9 protein-coding genes are annotated in these 16,115 nt (G+C 35.3%); 4 read left to right on the forward strand and 5 right to left on the reverse strand.

Translation table 11 applies throughout. The features are described from left to right. Positions 1-6 precede the first annotated feature (6 nt). Genes ACHRV0_RS17420 through ACHRV0_RS17435 form a run of 4 tightly spaced genes read left to right on the forward strand, consistent with a single transcriptional unit; the run spans position 7 to position 6,657 of the window. Positions 7-2,805: a TonB-dependent receptor gene (locus ACHRV0_RS17420; RefSeq protein ID WP_395441793.1), complete on the forward strand. Its 2,799-nt coding sequence runs from the start codon at positions 7-9 to the stop codon at positions 2,803-2,805. A 60-nt stretch (positions 2,806-2,865) separates the two neighbouring features. Then, the gene (locus ACHRV0_RS17425; RefSeq protein ID WP_395441794.1) at positions 2,866-4,377 is read left to right on the forward strand and encodes an alkaline phosphatase D family protein; all 1,512 of its coding nucleotides are present in this window, start codon (positions 2,866-2,868) and stop codon (positions 4,375-4,377) included. Continuing rightward, complete coding sequence (locus ACHRV0_RS17430) at positions 4,370-5,455, forward strand: zinc-binding dehydrogenase (protein ID WP_395441795.1); 1,086 nt, start codon at positions 4,370-4,372, stop codon at positions 5,453-5,455. The genes ACHRV0_RS17425 and ACHRV0_RS17430 overlap by 8 nt, the downstream gene beginning before the upstream one ends. Before the next feature lie 29 nt (positions 5,456-5,484). Next, positions 5,485-6,657 carry an MFS transporter gene (locus ACHRV0_RS17435; protein ID WP_395441796.1) on the forward strand — a complete coding sequence of 391 codons (1,173 nt, stop codon included), beginning with the start codon at positions 5,485-5,487 and terminating at the stop codon, positions 6,655-6,657. Between the two features lie 516 nt (positions 6,658-7,173). On the opposite strand, the gene ACHRV0_RS17440 is transcribed toward ACHRV0_RS17435, so the two are convergent. The 5 genes from ACHRV0_RS17440 to ACHRV0_RS17460 all read right to left on the reverse strand — a co-directional run bounded on the left by ACHRV0_RS17440 (position 7,174) and on the right by ACHRV0_RS17460 (position 16,081). Continuing rightward, positions 7,174-8,205 (reverse strand): hypothetical protein, encoded by a 1,032-nt coding sequence (locus ACHRV0_RS17440; protein WP_395441797.1) that lies wholly within the window; start codon positions 8,203-8,205, stop codon positions 7,174-7,176. Next, positions 8,196-9,419, reverse strand: a complete 1,224-nt coding sequence (locus tag ACHRV0_RS17445; protein ID WP_395441798.1) for a hypothetical protein — start codon at positions 9,417-9,419, stop codon at positions 8,196-8,198. The genes ACHRV0_RS17440 and ACHRV0_RS17445 overlap by 10 nt, the downstream gene beginning before the upstream one ends. Positions 9,420-9,839: 420 nt before the next feature. Beyond that, positions 9,840-10,634 carry a gluconate 5-dehydrogenase gene (locus ACHRV0_RS17450; protein WP_089055523.1) on the reverse strand — a complete coding sequence of 265 codons (795 nt, stop codon included), beginning with the start codon at positions 10,632-10,634 and terminating at the stop codon, positions 9,840-9,842. Between the two features lie 33 nt (positions 10,635-10,667). Continuing rightward, positions 10,668-11,804, reverse strand: a complete 1,137-nt coding sequence (locus ACHRV0_RS17455; RefSeq protein WP_395441799.1) for a DUF4861 family protein — start codon at positions 11,802-11,804, stop codon at positions 10,668-10,670. A 236-nt stretch (positions 11,805-12,040) separates the two neighbouring features. Continuing rightward, on the reverse strand, positions 12,041-16,081 hold the full coding sequence (locus ACHRV0_RS17460; RefSeq protein WP_395441800.1) for a two-component regulator propeller domain-containing protein: 4,041 nt from the start codon (positions 16,079-16,081) through the stop codon (positions 12,041-12,043). Between the last annotated feature and the right edge of the window lie 34 nt (positions 16,082-16,115).

The following is a 16,115-nucleotide window of genomic DNA, read 5'->3' on the forward strand; positions in this document are numbered from 1 at the left end:
AAACACATGAAGGCTTTACTGTACATTGCAGCTGCATTATTCTTAACAACTTCGTATGCACAAGAAGTTAAAGGTAAAATCAGCAGTGAATCCGGTCCCTTACATCCGGCTTCGATTTTAGTTATAGAGCAATCTAGAACTGTAGACACAGACCAAAATGGTAATTTCTCTTTTAAACTTAAAGCAGGGCAATATCATTTAGAAATTTCAAGTGAAAACCATACTTCAAAAAAAATTGCAGTAAACGTTTCAACAAAGAATATTGATTTAGGAACTATTGTTCTTACTGGTAAGGAGGAAAAACTGGATGAAGTAGTTTTAGAGTATTATAGCAGCGGAGAAAGAAAAGCGATGGATATGCGCCAAAGTTCAAATGCGATTATGGATGTTGTAAGTGCAGATGCAATGGGTAAAATGCCAGATATTAGTGCAGCTGAGGCCGTACAAAGAATTCCAGGTGTAAGTATAGACAGAGATCAAGGAGAAGGAAGATACGTAACCGTAAGAGGAACGCCGTCGCAATGGAGTTCGGCAACTATTAACGGAGACAGAATGCCATCTGCAAAAACCTCAGGAGATTTGCTTGGTAATCGTACCGTGCCAATGGATTTATTGCCAACAGAATTTCTGGAATATATTCAGGTTGTAAAAGCAATTACGCCAGAATATGAAGGAGATGCTATTGGGGGAACAATTAATTATATTCCGAAGTTTTCTCCAAAAAAAGAAACTTTTCGTGCGACAGTTGCTATTCCTGTTAATCTTCGTGCGGATGATAAAGTGGGGTATAATAGCACAGTATTATACGGTAACCGATTTTTTAAGAAGAAATTCGGCTTTCTAGCTATGACCAATTACAATCGACGTACTTATTCTACAGATGATTATGAGGTTGTTTATGGTAATGCATTACACAATGTAAATACGCTGGATGTTAGAAATTATCAGGGAGTGAGAACCAATACTGGATTTAATGTCGCAACAGATTTTCGTTTTAACAGCCGAAACAAAATTTATGCCCGTGGTTACTACAGTCAATTTCTAGACGAAGAACAAAATAGAAAAACAATGCACTACTTTAATAAAACGACAAGTAATGCTGTATTGCGTTGGAGTACCGTAGATTATTTGTTTAAAAACTATGGAGGTGAATTTGGATACGAAAGTAAACTATCGGACAAATTAAAAATGAACGCCAAAGTTGCTGCTTATACTTCATGGGCAGGTTATAATGGTCCGTCATCAGCAACAAAAAATGACAGAGGTTATTATTACGGAAACTGGATACAAACTGTAAAATATGACAATTTGGTAAAAGTCGACGGTACAAATTATAAGTTTTTGCAAGGCGACGGACCAGCGGGTTATGTGGGTGATCCATCCAATAATATTCAGCCGCACTTTTCGGCTCCATATGATCCAGAAAAATATTATTTAGACAGATATGTAACTTCAATTCGTAATGTCGAAGAGAAAGATCAAGTAGCTGCCGCTGATTTTAATTATACTGCAAAAGAAAATTTAAAAATTAAGTTTGGAGGAAAATTTAGAAATAAAACCAGTACATACGACTACCGTTACATTACCTGGATTTACGATACAAAAGCACCAAAAGCTTATTTGAATCAATGGGAAAGAGAAGCATTTCCAAGTAATAATTGGTTTCCTGAATTGAATAATAATTATGATAATTTAAAATTCAATTATCCAACAGAAAGCTCTTTTATTGACCCAATGGGAAATCCTGCGATTGCTAAGAACTTAAAGTATAACTATCAGGATGTAACCAATTCAAGTTATGCAACAGGTAATTATGATGCGACCGAAAAAGTTTGGGCAGGTTACGGATCTGCAGAATGGAATATTAACGATGATTTTCGTTTTGTGGGTGGAATTCGATACGAAAACACAGCTGTAGATGCAAAAAGTTACGAGTTTAACGATAAAACCAAAGTAGTTACACCAATATACGGAAGTAAAAATTACGGTGCATTTTTACCAATGGCACATCTGATTTACAAACCATCAAAGAAATTGGATTTAAGAGCGGCAGTTACCAGAACTTTTGCCCGTCCGGCTTTTAATGAGTTGAGCCCGAGTAATAGAGTAAATCCCGATAATCATACGGTTGTAGAAGGAAACATCGATTTAAAACCAACATTTTCATGGAATTATGATGTAGTAGGTTCTTATTATTTAAACAAAAACGATTACGTAACCGGAAGTGTTTTCTATAAAGATCTTAAAGATTTAATTTATACATCGACAACTGACGAAATAAGAACTGTTGGTGGAGCCGAAGATTTGTATAAAGTTTCAAGACCTTTAAATTCTGACAATGCATTCTTGTACGGAATAGAAGTAGGTTTCAATAAGAAATTTAAAGAATTACCTGGATTTTTAAGCAATTTTAGTCTAAAAGCAAATTACACGTTTACAAAATCCGAAACCACATTATCAGATCGAGGTGACGAAAAAATAGGTTTAATGAATCAATCGCCAAACATCTTTAATGCATCGCTTATTTACGAGTACAAAGGTTTTGCAGCACGATTGGCGGCAAATTATCGTGAAGCATTTTTAGTTGAAATCCGCGATAACAAAGGAGCTGACAGATATCAGGACAAAGATTTTCATCTAGATATGAACCTTTCTTATACAACGCCTAAGAATATTACATTCTTCATAGATATTAACAACCTTAACAATCAAGAGTTACGTTATTATCATGGTGTAGTTTCAAGACCAGAACAGGTGGAGTATTACGGCATTCGCGGTAAAATTGGAGCAAGCTATAGATTTTAATAATTTCTAAACATAAAGGTAACATTCAAGTAGTACTATTGTGTTTTTTATAAAGATAAGATGAACAGAAGAGGTTTTGTAAAAAGGTCAATGCTCGGAATGATTCCGCTGTTGTTTCCTGTAAAAGTATTTTCATTATTTGCCCAAAATAACAATGCGTATTTTATGCATGGAGTGGCTTCTGGAGATCCTACAAACGATGCAGTGATACTATGGACACGTATTACTACAGAATTTTCAGGGATTTGCAATGTCGAATGGCAGATCGCTAATGATGATGCTTTTAAAAACATAGTAAAAAAAGGCTTCGTAACAACATCACAAGACCGCGATTATACGGTTAAGATTGATGCAACGAATCTAGGAAGTAATCAGGTTTACTTTTACAGGTTTATTTATAACGAAACGACTTCTGATATTGGAGTTTGTAAAACATTGCCTGATTCGCTTTTAAAACCGCTTCAAATAGCAGTTGTAAGCTGCAACAATTACGAAGACGGCTATTTTACCTCATTCCGTCATATTGCAGATAATAAAGCCATTGATTATGTATTTCATTTGGGCGATTATATCTATGAATACGGAACAGGACAATATGCTAATAAAGCTTTTCTTGAAGAAAGCAATCGTTTAAACGACCCGCTTCATGAGCTTATTTCATTAACAGATTATAGAAAAAGATATGCTCTTTATCGTAAAGATAAAGAGCTTCAAAAAGCACATCGCGCAAAATCATTTATCTGTATTTGGGACGATCACGAACTGGCTAATAATGCCTATTTCGGCGGAGCAAAAAATCACCAGAGCAACGAAGGGAATTGGACTGACAGAAGCGCCGCTGCTGTACAAGCTTATTTTGAATGGATGCCTGTGAGAGCTAAATCGACAAGCGAAATGATTCGTTCGATTAAAATAGGAAAGGAGGCTAATTTCTTTTTCTTAGAAGAACGATTAGACGGCAGAGATAAACAGTTATTAAGCAGCGACCCAGAAAAATTTAATCCGCAGCGAAAAATGATTTCCAAGAAACAGTTTGATCATTTATCAGATGAATTGAAAAATAGTGAGGCAAGATGGAACTTTCTTGTAAATCAGGTCATGTTTACAGGTTATAAAAACAAAAAAATAGAAACAGTAAAAGAAGAGGATTGGTGGACAGGTTATCCTTACCAAAGAGAACAGCTGATCGAAGTTTTTGAGGGCTTGAAAAACCCGCCGATTATTTTAACAGGAGATCATCATCAAAGTCATGTTTTAGAATTAAACGCGCCAGATTCAGCCAATAACAAACGTATTGCGTGGGAGTTTTTAACGCCGTCGATAACTTCTAAAAATGATGACCGCCTAACAAGCGAGCAAATAGCAAAAAAAAGCAAACTCTTATACAAGCTTAATCCGCATATGATTTACAATGATATTGCAGCTCACGGCTATTTTATTTTGAAAGTGAGTAAAAAGCAAATCAACATCAGTTATAAATTCAATTCTGATATACTGCTGCGAGATGGTGACGAAAGGCAAGGTCCTGATTTTACAATTGATAACTTAAACAACTTAAAGAAAAATGTGTAGTTCATGTGTTATGCTGTTTAATGAAAAAAACGGCAGTATTCTTCCCGAATATACGGCTTTGCCAGCGTTGCAGACAGGCGAAATTTTAGTAAAAAACAAATACACGACTTTGTGCGGCAGCGACCTGCATACTTTTACAGGAAGACGAAAAGAACCATCGCCAATTGTTTTAGGACATGAGATCGTAGGAGAAATTCTGGAATTATCGCAAAGCGAGCCTTTTTATGATTTAAATGGAAATATCTTGAAAGAAGGTGATCTTATTACCTGGACCATTTTTGCCGCAACAGATACAGATGAGTTTGTAAGAGATAAAATGCCCCAGAAATCTGCGGGTTTATTTAAATACGGACATGTTCAGTTTACCGAAAACGAGAAGTTTAACGGCGGATTAGGAACGCATTGTGTATTGAAAAAGGGTACAGGGATTTTGAAAGTGCCTTCGTCAATAGATGAAAAATTTGCACCAATTATTAATTGCGCCGGAGCTACAGCAATGGCAGCTTATCGATTAGTTAGTCAAATTGAAAGCAAAAATGTACTAATTCTTGGTGCAGGAGTTTTAGGTTTAATTGCTGCAGCGATTGCAAAACAGAAAAAAGCATCATCGGTTACAGTAATTGATATTGATGACAGGCGATTAGAGAAAAGTAAATCTTTTGGTGCCGATTATATTTATAACAGTTCAAATCCAATAGAAGAACTTACTCAGATAACGTCAGGATTTTATAAAAAAGGTTTTGATGTTGTCATCGATATGAGCGGTTCTATTGAAGCTATAAAAACAGGTTTACAGTTTAGTGCAGTAGGAGCAGAACACATTTGGATAGGTGCCGTAACTCCAACAGAAAGTATTGAAGTTAATGCTGAGGTAATGATACGCAAATTATTAAGCATTAAAGGGATGCATAATTACAATTATGAGGATTTTATTAATGCCGTTTCATTTTTTGAAAATCATTTTTCAGATTATCCTTTTGGTACTTTCATCGAAAAAGAATTTCCATTGCAAGAAACCCTGGAAGCATTTCAATATGCAATTAAACATAAACCATACAGGGTTTTAATTACAATTTAATGATGAGTAAAATCTCAAAAAAATACCAAATGCTTTTTATCACCATGTTTTGTTACCTGTTTTTTTATACAGGCAGACATAACTTTGGCTGGGCAACAAAAGCAATGCGCGAAGATTTAGGAATTTCATATACTTTTATTGGCTGGATAAGTTTCGCTATGCTGATAGGATATTCGCTAGGACAGTTTATCAACGGAAATCTCGCCGATCGCTTTAATCCAAAATACCTAGTACCTATAGGCGCTTACTTGTCTATAGCCTGCAACTTAGGAATTAGTTTTACCCATTCGCCTTATATCATTTTAGTTTTATGGTTCTTAAATGGCTACTTTCAATCGATGGCTTGGGCTCCTGGAGGAAAAATAATTGCCAATTGGTTTAAAACCGAAGAGCAGAACAAAGCCTTTGGTTTGTATACCATGGCAGCTGGATTTTCATCGGCAGTGACTTTTGGTATTTCAATTTATATTACCTCGCTGCATTTAGACTGGAGAATGTTGTTTAGACTGCCGGTTTTATTACTGTTTGTATCAGCCACCGTATTTTTAGTTTTTATAAAAGCATCGCCGGTTCCCGTAGAAAGAAAGTCAAAAGGTTTCGATTTTACAGCAATAAAAAAGAGTTACAGTGAAGTTCTGGGACATAAAAAGTTTAGATTAGTCTGTCTGTCATTTGGTTTAGAAAGTATGGCACGCTACGGATTAATATTTTGGGTTCCTGTACATTTTTTAGGTGATAATTGGAAAGAAGATCCTTCGTTAATCTGGGTTACCTTTTTGCTTCCGTTAGGTATGGCTTTTGGCGCTTTTAGTTTTGGACAGCTGTCAACAAGGCTTTTTAAAAGTAATTACAAATCTATATTTATGGGAATGCTGGTTTGCTGCGGACTTTCGTTTCTATTGTTCTTTATGCATAATGAAAATCTAGTTGTGATAGGATTTCTTCTGATTGCCTGCGGTTTCTTTGTTTACGGACCTCAAGCCAATTTTTGGGCTTTGTGTCCGCAAATAATGGGAAGGGAGCGAACAGGAACTGCAATTGGAACCATGAATATGTGTGGTTATCTTTTTGCCGCTTTAGGAGAACCTTTACTTGGATATATTATTGAAAGAACAGGAAATACAAAATTTTTATTCTTAGTCATTTCTATAATATGTTTATTGTCTGCTTCAATAATGTATTTGATTAAAGACGAGCGATAAAAGCAATTTGTCATAAAATAAAAACACCTCTAAAGCCAAAAGTTTTAGAGGTGTTTTTGATTGTAATTGTTTAAATGTGTGCAGAATTTCTATGTGTTTTGAAAGCTCCAGCGGAGCGAAATATTTATAGAAATTGTGCGCTCCGTGATTTCAAGCTCCAGAGGAGCGGAACATGTATTTTTTTTTAATATGTCGCTCCGCTGGAGTTTTTTGTACATAGAAATAAATTGTTCTATAAATATTTCGCTCCGCTGGAGCATTTTTTTAATAGTCTAATTTCAATGAATGAATGTTGATTTTACGATATTTATTAGATCTGAAATTTAAACATTACCCAAGCCTGAAAGGTGAACGGAGAAGCAATTAAAAATCAGTATTAATTACATCATCAAGTCCTTGAACTTAATAATATTGAGCTATCGGGAGCGCGAAAAAATATTAAACACATAGATTTAATTTGAAAACCAACAGAAATCTATGTGTTTAATACACATTCAACAAGAGCAGAGGAAAATTTTACTTTTGCTCAGCAATTGTTGATTTATTAAGCTTAACAACTCGAATTGTTTTATTTGTGTTATCAGATAGAAAGATGCGATCATTAAGTTGTACCGCACTTACAATAGTACCAAAAGGATTTTGTCCCATAATGTCAGAAGCATTTACTCTTGGTTTGTATTCTCTATTGTTAAACTCGTCTTTTGGGTAAAGACGTAAATAAGATGTGTTTCCTGCGTTTTCTGATGTTATCGCCCAATCTTTACTAAATACTACCGAAATTGGTTTTGCGTCTTCAAAAGGAGCTTTTACGGGTTCTAATGGAGTAGTTATTGAAGCTGCAGCATTAGCGCGAATGCCAGCTAAATTATAATACAAATAACTTTTAGCATCTCTTCCTGCTACTACCAAATTTCCGTCCGTTACATCCATAGAATATACCTGATCGAAACCGCTTAGAGTGTTTAGTTTAGCAAAAGGTTTTAAATTCCAGTCGCTGGTTTCAGTAATTTGTGAAGCTTCAAAAACTTTAATAGATTTTTCTTTTTCCTTTACAAACACCAATCCGTCCTTTACAACAACGCCAAAAACGTGTACAAAAGTCTGCCACCATTGTCCGTTTCCAACCGTGTTAATTCCTAGAGTAGTACTTTCGTCAAGAACAAAAAGTCTCGATTCGACACTTCCCACATAAATTCTTCCATTATCAATAGAAACAGATGTCAGATTTACAAACGGAATTGTTGTACTGCCTTTTGTGTAGTTTGCAATTGTTTTAATATGTGCTAAAGTCACGGCATTAAAAACCTCTAAAACATTGCCGTTGCAAACATATAGTTTCTCTTTTGAAATCGTGATTCCTTTAGGATCAAGCGTTCCAGATCCGTCGCCAATTTGTTTAGCTGTAATCGAAGCTTCGTTTGTAGGGTAGTAATAGTCGTAGTTTGTTGGTTCAGGGCCATCAGAATCTTTGCTGCAGCTGGTAATAAAACAAAGCAGCAGTATTAAAAAGGGTAGTTTATTCATGTTGATTTTGCGGGTTAGTTCCATTTTCCTTCTCCTTTATATTTTAGTAAAAATGGGTTTTTAGGATTTATCTTAAACTCTGGTTTTTTGTATTTACCCGTTAGGTAACTTGTTTTGCTGTATCCTTTTAGGACTTCAGGATCTGTAAAAGGCAGATCGTTTAAGTAAATCAAGTATTTATAAAAATCAGTAAGCATTTCCTGTTGACCGCCGCCTTCACCGCTGTTTGCTAAGTTACTGCTGTGTCCCCAGCCAATATGATGAGAGTATTCGTGTGACCAAACCGACATTTCGCCTAACCAATGTCCTGTAACATAACCAGATTCCCATTGAGAAGCCAGTGCGCCGCCGCCTAAAGCTGCTGCACCGCCAACCATTGCCATATTTACCGTTCTGCCGTCAAGGTAATTCCAGTACGTTTTTTCTATTTCCTCTTTAGTTAAATAGTCGTAAGTTCCATCCTTATCTTCAGCATTACCATGCCAATTAAGCGCGCCATTTATTGCGGTTCCTGCTGTAGCAGCCTGTTCCTGTTTGTATTTGTTGAAATTTGTAAAAGTGCTGTAATACAAAGGATGACTTAAAGCATAAGAATAATTAATGATCATCGTTATGGCTTCTTTTGCCAAAACGGGATTCATCGGTAAAAACTTTCCAAGCTCGTTAGTATGATACGAAGCGCTAAATTGCACTAAGTGTGTAGACTTGATTTTTTTAAATTTCAGAAATAAAGGATCAGTTGATTCTACAGAAAACTCGATTGCTCCCGAAGAAAATCCTTCGATTTTGTCGATTGTAACTGTTTTGCCGTTTTCAAGTTCGTAATCATGTTTTCCCGCAGTTAACGGAATTTGATGAAAAGATCTGTGAAAAGCAGGCACTTTTGAAAATTTGTAAAGAACAAAGCGTTTTTCGTAGTTAGGTAATTTAGCATATATTTTCACATCAGTTAATCCAACTGGTGAATACAGTGATACCTGAACAGAATCTTTGCCTTTTTGAATTATTTGCAAAGGTTCATTTACTCTAAACCAACGGTCTTTATTATCGTACATTTTTGAAGAGTTTTCGGCGTCTTCAAACATTGTAAAGGCACGATTTCCTGCTGGTAATGTTGCAGCGTCAATGCTAGGCAGATAATTTGGCTTGTAATTTTCGCCGTCTTCCTTGTCACTGCATGCAAAAGTGATACTTGCCAGAACAGCAAGTACTGGAAAAAAATAATACGTTTTTTTCATTAGTAGGGTTTTGATTAAACTTGGGGTTTGTTTTTAATTTTTTAATATTAAAGCGCAAATTTCGTTTAAAAAACGGTATTTTAAATAAGAAATTTTTAATTTTTTAAGATTTATCTGTAAAATACTCAGAAACAGTAAAAAAAGCAAAGCCTAATGCTGTAAACAAAAGGCTTTGCCGAATATTAATTGAATTAGTAAAGCTGTTCGATGTAATTACTTCATCTGTCCGTTTCGCTCGAGGCTTAAAATTATTTTAAACACATAGAAACATAGGTTTTATTTCTAGAAAGGAAAACTAAAAAGAAACACATTTCTCTCGCATAGTAGTTTATGTATTTTTGGTCAAGTGAAACACCTTTCTCTAAAGCCGTAAAACTATCCAGACAGTTATTTTGACTATGTTTTGAAATTAATTACGACCTAATTCTCGTTAGATGGTTTTCCAATTGTTGCTAAAATACCGCCGTCTACATAAACAATATGACCGTTTACAAAGTCACTTGCTTTTGAGCTTAAAAAGATTGCTGCACCTTGTAAATCGTCTGGATCTCCCCAACGTCCAGCAGGAGTTCTTCCCATGATAAACTCATTAAAAGGATGTCCATTTACTCGAATTGGAGCCGTTTGACTTGTTGCAAAATAACCAGGGCCAATTCCGTTTGTTTGAATATTGAATTTAGCCCATTCCGTAGCCATGTTTTTAGTAAGCATTTTTAGTCCGCCTTTTGCAGATGCGTAAGCGCTTACAGAATCTCGGCCAAGTTCACTCATCATGGAGCACATATTGATTATTTTTCCGCCTCCGCGTGTAATCATTCCTTTAGCAACATTTTTAGAAACAATAAAAGGACCTGTTAAATCAACCTTTACCACAGCTTCAAAATCTGCAACTTCCATTTCGATAATAGGCGTTCTTTTGATAATCCCGGCATTGTTTATTAAAATATCGATAGGACCAACTTCAGACTCAATTTTGTTAATTGCTTCGATTACTGCATTTTCATCAGTTACATCAAATAAGTATCCGTAAGCCTCGATCCCTTCCGATTTGTATTCGGCGATTGCATTGTTTACTGCTTCTTGCGACGAATGGTCGTTTACTACAATTTTTGCACCTGCGTGTCCAAGTCCTTTAGCCATTGCCATTCCTAATCCGTGAACACCACCTGTAATTAATGCTGTTTTCCCTGTTAAATCAAATAAATTAATTGACATTCTTTTTTGTTTATAGTTAATAATAATTCTGTTTTAGTTCTTTTTTACCGTTACAATCAACGGGTTGTTTACTTTTTGATAAAAAGCATTCAAGTAATCAAACCATTGTTTTGCAGTAGTGATTTTACCTGCTTTATCCCACGCCGCACCGGTGTAATACACAATTGGTTCGTTGTTTTTGACCGTTGTTTGTGTTAGTATTTGTTCTTTGTTACTCCACATAGAAGTTACTGGAGTAGTTACAATAGAACCTACAGCGGTTGTGCCGTCTTTTTCGAAAGTAGGTTCCCAATATCCCATAATACCTTGTTGTTCATTTAAAGAAATAACACCTGTCTTTTCTCTTTTTATGATTCCCACGACAACAGGGATCGGTTTGTTGTCATTGAAGGTGTAGATATTTTCGATTCGGTTAAGCTGCGAGCCCGCATCAAGCGAAATAGTTTTTACGGCACTCATTTTTATGCCCCCAGCGTTCCATTCGTCATATTTTAGTTGAAAAGTGGAACGTAAAGGGCCATTATCTAAAACTTTCCATTGGTGATAATTGCCTGAGTAACGAATAGTGTCTTTAATAAACGGAGCCATATTTCCGGCGCCCAAGGTAAAACCTACGTGATAATAATCTAAGCCGTCGCCATGGTCGATATGGTAATCATCGCGTTTGTAGCGGTCGTTTAATACTAATTTATTTGTTTGTTTTACCCAAACATCAAAACCGTAAGCATCACCTTCTGTTTTTTCTAAAGCTTTCCCGTAAGCACGAAACGCAATTTTATCATTTTCCCAAGCAAAATCATCTTTGCGTTCAGGAACGTAGCGCGCATATGTTTTTGCTGCAAAAATCTCGGGTTTTCCTTTTTGAATAGAAAGGTTTAATGCTGATTTTGCTTTAACATTTACCTGCAATAATAAATTTTGAACAGCAGCAGAACCTTTATGTTCCAATTGAAAAGGAACCTGCTTTTTTGTACTCGTATTAATTACAATAAAGTTTGTCGTGTCGATTTGCGGATAGGAGGAAAGTATGTCTTTCCATTTTACAGAAACCACAGTTTCTGTTTGATCTACAGTCAAATTGTTTTTAATAGTAATACTTGCTTTTGTCTGCCCAATAGAAGTAAAGGGTAAAATAAAAGTAAGTAGAAAAATGTATTTTATAATTTTCATAAAATTTTAATTAATAGTTTGTTATGTTGTTTCATTTAAAGTTATTGTTTGATTAAAAAAGGCATGAAATGAGCTTGTCGATCAGAAATGAAATCATTTTGCCGAGTCTGTAATTTTCGAAATTATTGAGTTTGCCTTTGTATAAGGACTTTGTTTTTGCAGCTGTTTAATTAAACAGGCGGAGGGTTATAAAAGAGGCTTTTTGTCTGCATTAGTTAGTTTGTATTGTTGTTTAGTTATTCTTTTGGCTGCTCTAATTTGGCTAAATATTCACTCGGCATACAGCCATAATGCTGCTTGAAAGCGGTTGAAAAATAAGACGGAGAGTTAAAACCGCACATATAGGTAATTTGTGCAATTGTGTATCGCTTACTCTGCATTAATTCTACTGCTTTTTTAAATCGGATTCTTTTTATAAAATCCATTGCCGATTCGCCTGTAATAGCTTTGAGTTTTAAATAAAGATTAGAACGGCTCATACCAATTTGTCGGCTGAAATGATCTACTGAAAACTCAGAATCGGCCAAATGATCTTCGACAATTTGTATGGCTTGTTTAAGGAAATCTTCGTCAAGCGTGTTAAAAGCAATGTTTTCGGGAACCATTTCTTTCCCTACAGCATAATATTCCTTTAAACGTTTACGCGAGCGCAGCAGATTTGTAATTTTCGCTGCCAATATTGGAGTCGAAAAAGGTTTTGTAATATAATCATCAGCGCCCATTTCTATTCCTTTTAACTGCTGGCTCGTTTCGGTTCTGGCGGTTAAAAGCACTAATGGAATATGTGAAGTATTGATGTTTTGTTTAACACGTTTGCAAAAATGCAATCCGTCAAGTTCTGGCATCATTACATCGCTGATGATAATATCAAATTGGTGAATTTCTAGAAGTTCTAAAGCCATTTGACCATTGTAAGCGGCTGTTACATCATAAATTTTACCAAAGTAATCCTGCAGATAATCTATAATCTCTTTATTGTCATCAACTAAAAGCAGTTTTATTGGCTGATCTCTTTCTGCTAATTCGTTTTCTTCTTCAAGAGTGTTTTCGTTATCAAGTTCATTATCAGTAACGATATCTAATTCATATAAAGAATCCTCGATATGCTGATCGTTTTTATAAGCTTGATCAGAAAGAGGAATTGTTACTTTAAAAACACTTCCAACTTCTTTAGTACTTTCGGCAGAAATTTCTCCGTGATGCAGTTCGACTAAGCGTTTTGTAAAAGCCAAACCAACACCAGAGCCCAAATTCATTTCACGATTGTTTACCTGATAAAAGCGATCGAATACTTTTGATAAATCGTCTTCACTAATTCCAACCCCCGTGTCAGCGACTTTTATTTCTACAGTTTCATTTTTCTTTACTAATTCCAGCGTAATGCTTTGACCCGTTTTGGTGTATTTGAAAGCATTGGATAAAAGATTGAATAAAATCTTTTCCATAGCATCTTTATCAAAATAAAATAAAAGCTGTTCTTCCTCTGTGTGAAAGGTAAAATGAATATCGTTTTTTTCTGAAAGCGGTTTAAACGACTCGTAAATTTCACGTGTAAAACGAACAATATCACCTTTACCCACTTTAAGCTGTCGCGTTCCCATTTCGGTTTTTCTAAACTCAAAAAGCTGATCGACTAAGTTGTACAATCTTTTTGCATTTATAAACATTAGTTCGTGTTTCTTCTTAGATATTTTGTCCGCAAACGGGGTCTTTAATAATTCCTCTAAAGGAGCCAGAATCAATGTTAATGGCGTTCTTAATTCATGCGAAACATTAGTAAAGAAATCCATTTTTACTTGGTTGATATAACTTACTCTTTCTTTGTCAATTCGTTCTAATTTTAACTGTTGTTCGGCTTGAATTCTTTCTTTAATAATTTTAAAACCAATGTAAACAGCAATACCAATAATCGTTAATAACAACAGCGAAAACCAAAGCGTTTTATACCAAGGCGCAAGAATATCAATTGTTAGACTTCTTACCGCGCTCATTTCGCCATTTGGACCTACGGCTTTGATTTGAAAGTTGTATTTTCCTGCGGGTAAATTGCTGTAGCTCACTTTTAACTGATCTGTACGCTGCCAGTCTTTATCGATGCCGTCGAGTTTATAATAGTAATACGTTCTATTAGAAGAAATATAGTTGAAGGTGTTGAAAAAGATACTGAACTGCTTGTATTCTGAGCCAATTTCGAGTTCTTTTACCTGATCGATATGTTGTTCTAAAATATTGGTTTCATCGTTTACCGCAACCGTTTTGTTTAAAACCTCGAGTGTTGTAAAACTTAGTTTTAAAGGCAGCGGTTTTTGTTTAATCATAGCAGGATAGAAGTACGAAATACCTTTGATACCGCCAAAAAGTAACATACCATCTTGTGCTTTACAAAACGAATATTCGTTAAACTGTTTGTTTTGCAAACCGTCACTTTCGTCAAAATTTTGAACCGTACGGCTGTCTGGATTAAATTTAATTAGACCATGATTGGTAGAAATCCATAAATTACCATCATTATCAGGAACAATGCCGTAAATGGTTTCTTCAAAAAAGTCTTTTCGAGCTTTGAAGCTTATAAAAGATTCTTGGTTTTCGTCATACAAACGCAAGCCTTCTCTAGTGCCAATCCAAATTCGGTGTTTTTGATCTTCGGTTACACAATTGATAATATCTTCGCTTAGTTTTCCATGCCCAACATTTCCAAACAAAAGCGTATCAGGATAAAAGAGTGTAACTCCGTTTGTAGTTCCTATCCAAATGCGATTTTTACTGTCTTCAAACAAAAAAGTAACAGCGTCTGATGTTAAACGTTTTCCAGCTTTGTCTAAATGAATGTGAGTAAAAGTTTTGGTCTCAGGATGAAACTGATCTAAACCAGTTCTGGTACCCACCCAAATACGACCTTTAGAATCTTTGAGCAAAGCGTAGACTAAATCTCCTGCAATACTGTTAGGATTTTTTTCGTCATGACGAAATCGCTCTGCTGTTCCAGATTTTGGATTAAGAAGATTCATTCCGCCGTTATGAGTACCAACAAGTACATTACCATTATCATCAAAAGCAATGGCTTTAATATTGTTAGAACTAATACTGTTTGGATTGTTTTCGCTATTTGAGTAATAACTGATTGTGCCAGCGTTTTTGTTCCAATAGTTTATTCCTTTGTCATTAGTTCCTACCCAGAAATTTCCTTTAGCATCTTGTTTAATTACGCCAATAACTTCATCGTTTAAAGATGGTTTAGCCGAGTTTTGACTTAAAATATTAAACTTAATATCGTTTTTATGATAGTAATTGATACCGCCATAGTAGGTTCCAAGCCAGATTCCGTTTTGTTTATCCTTCAAAAAGCAGCGTACCGAATTTTGAGCAATGGTGTAAGGTTGTGAAATTTGATGATAATAATTTGTAAAAGAACTGGCAGCTGGATTATAAATAGAAAGACCTCTAAAAGTGCCAAACCAGATATTGCCCTCTGTATCTTTACCCACACAGCGAATATTATTATCAGCAATACTATTTGATGATGAACTGTGTGTAAGACTAGAAGTCTGGCGGTTTTGACCATTATACAAAATCACTCCGTAACCTTCAGTTGCAATCCATAAGTTCTTGTTATCTACAAAAACACTATTGATGTAAGGTTTGTTAGTTCCTAAATTCAGTTTTTTTAATTGATGTGTTTTTGGATTTAATTGAAAAAGACCAACATCGGTGCCTATAAGAAGCTGCTGCTGCCAAAAACCGATGTAAGCAATCTCTTTTATTTCGTGAGAAGAAGCTTTAAATTTAATATTGGTAAATTTTCCGTCTTTTGGCGAAAGAACAAAAATCTCTCCTGTAATTGATGCTGCCCAAATACGATGTTCACTGTCTTCTGTTATTGACGAAATATACCATTCGCCTAAACTTTTTGGAAACTGGTAATTGGTAAAGTTATCAGTATCATAATTATAAACACTTAAACCTTGATTTCCGCCTATCCATAAGCGCCCTTTATGATCTGTAAACAAACTTCGAATGAAATAAGACTGTAAACTATTTTTAGCGTTTTTTAAAGGGCGATACACTTTAAAACCTTTACTGTCATAACGATTTAATCCGTCTTGCGTTCCTATCCAGATAAAACCTAAAGTATCTTGCTGAATAGCAAAAACAGAACTTTGCGACAAGCCTTTATCTACCGAAATAGTTCGGAAATAGCGATCTTGTACCTGCGCATAACTTTTCACGGAGAAAAGAGTTATGTAGAAAAACGTAAAAAGGAGAATCGTTTTCTTCATAAAGGTTTGAATTATAATTTATTGTTTGGTTTGG

This window comes from Flavobacterium sp. FlaQc-30, assembly GCF_044005885.1.
Lineage (GTDB): Bacteria > Bacteroidota > Bacteroidia > Flavobacteriales > Flavobacteriaceae > Flavobacterium.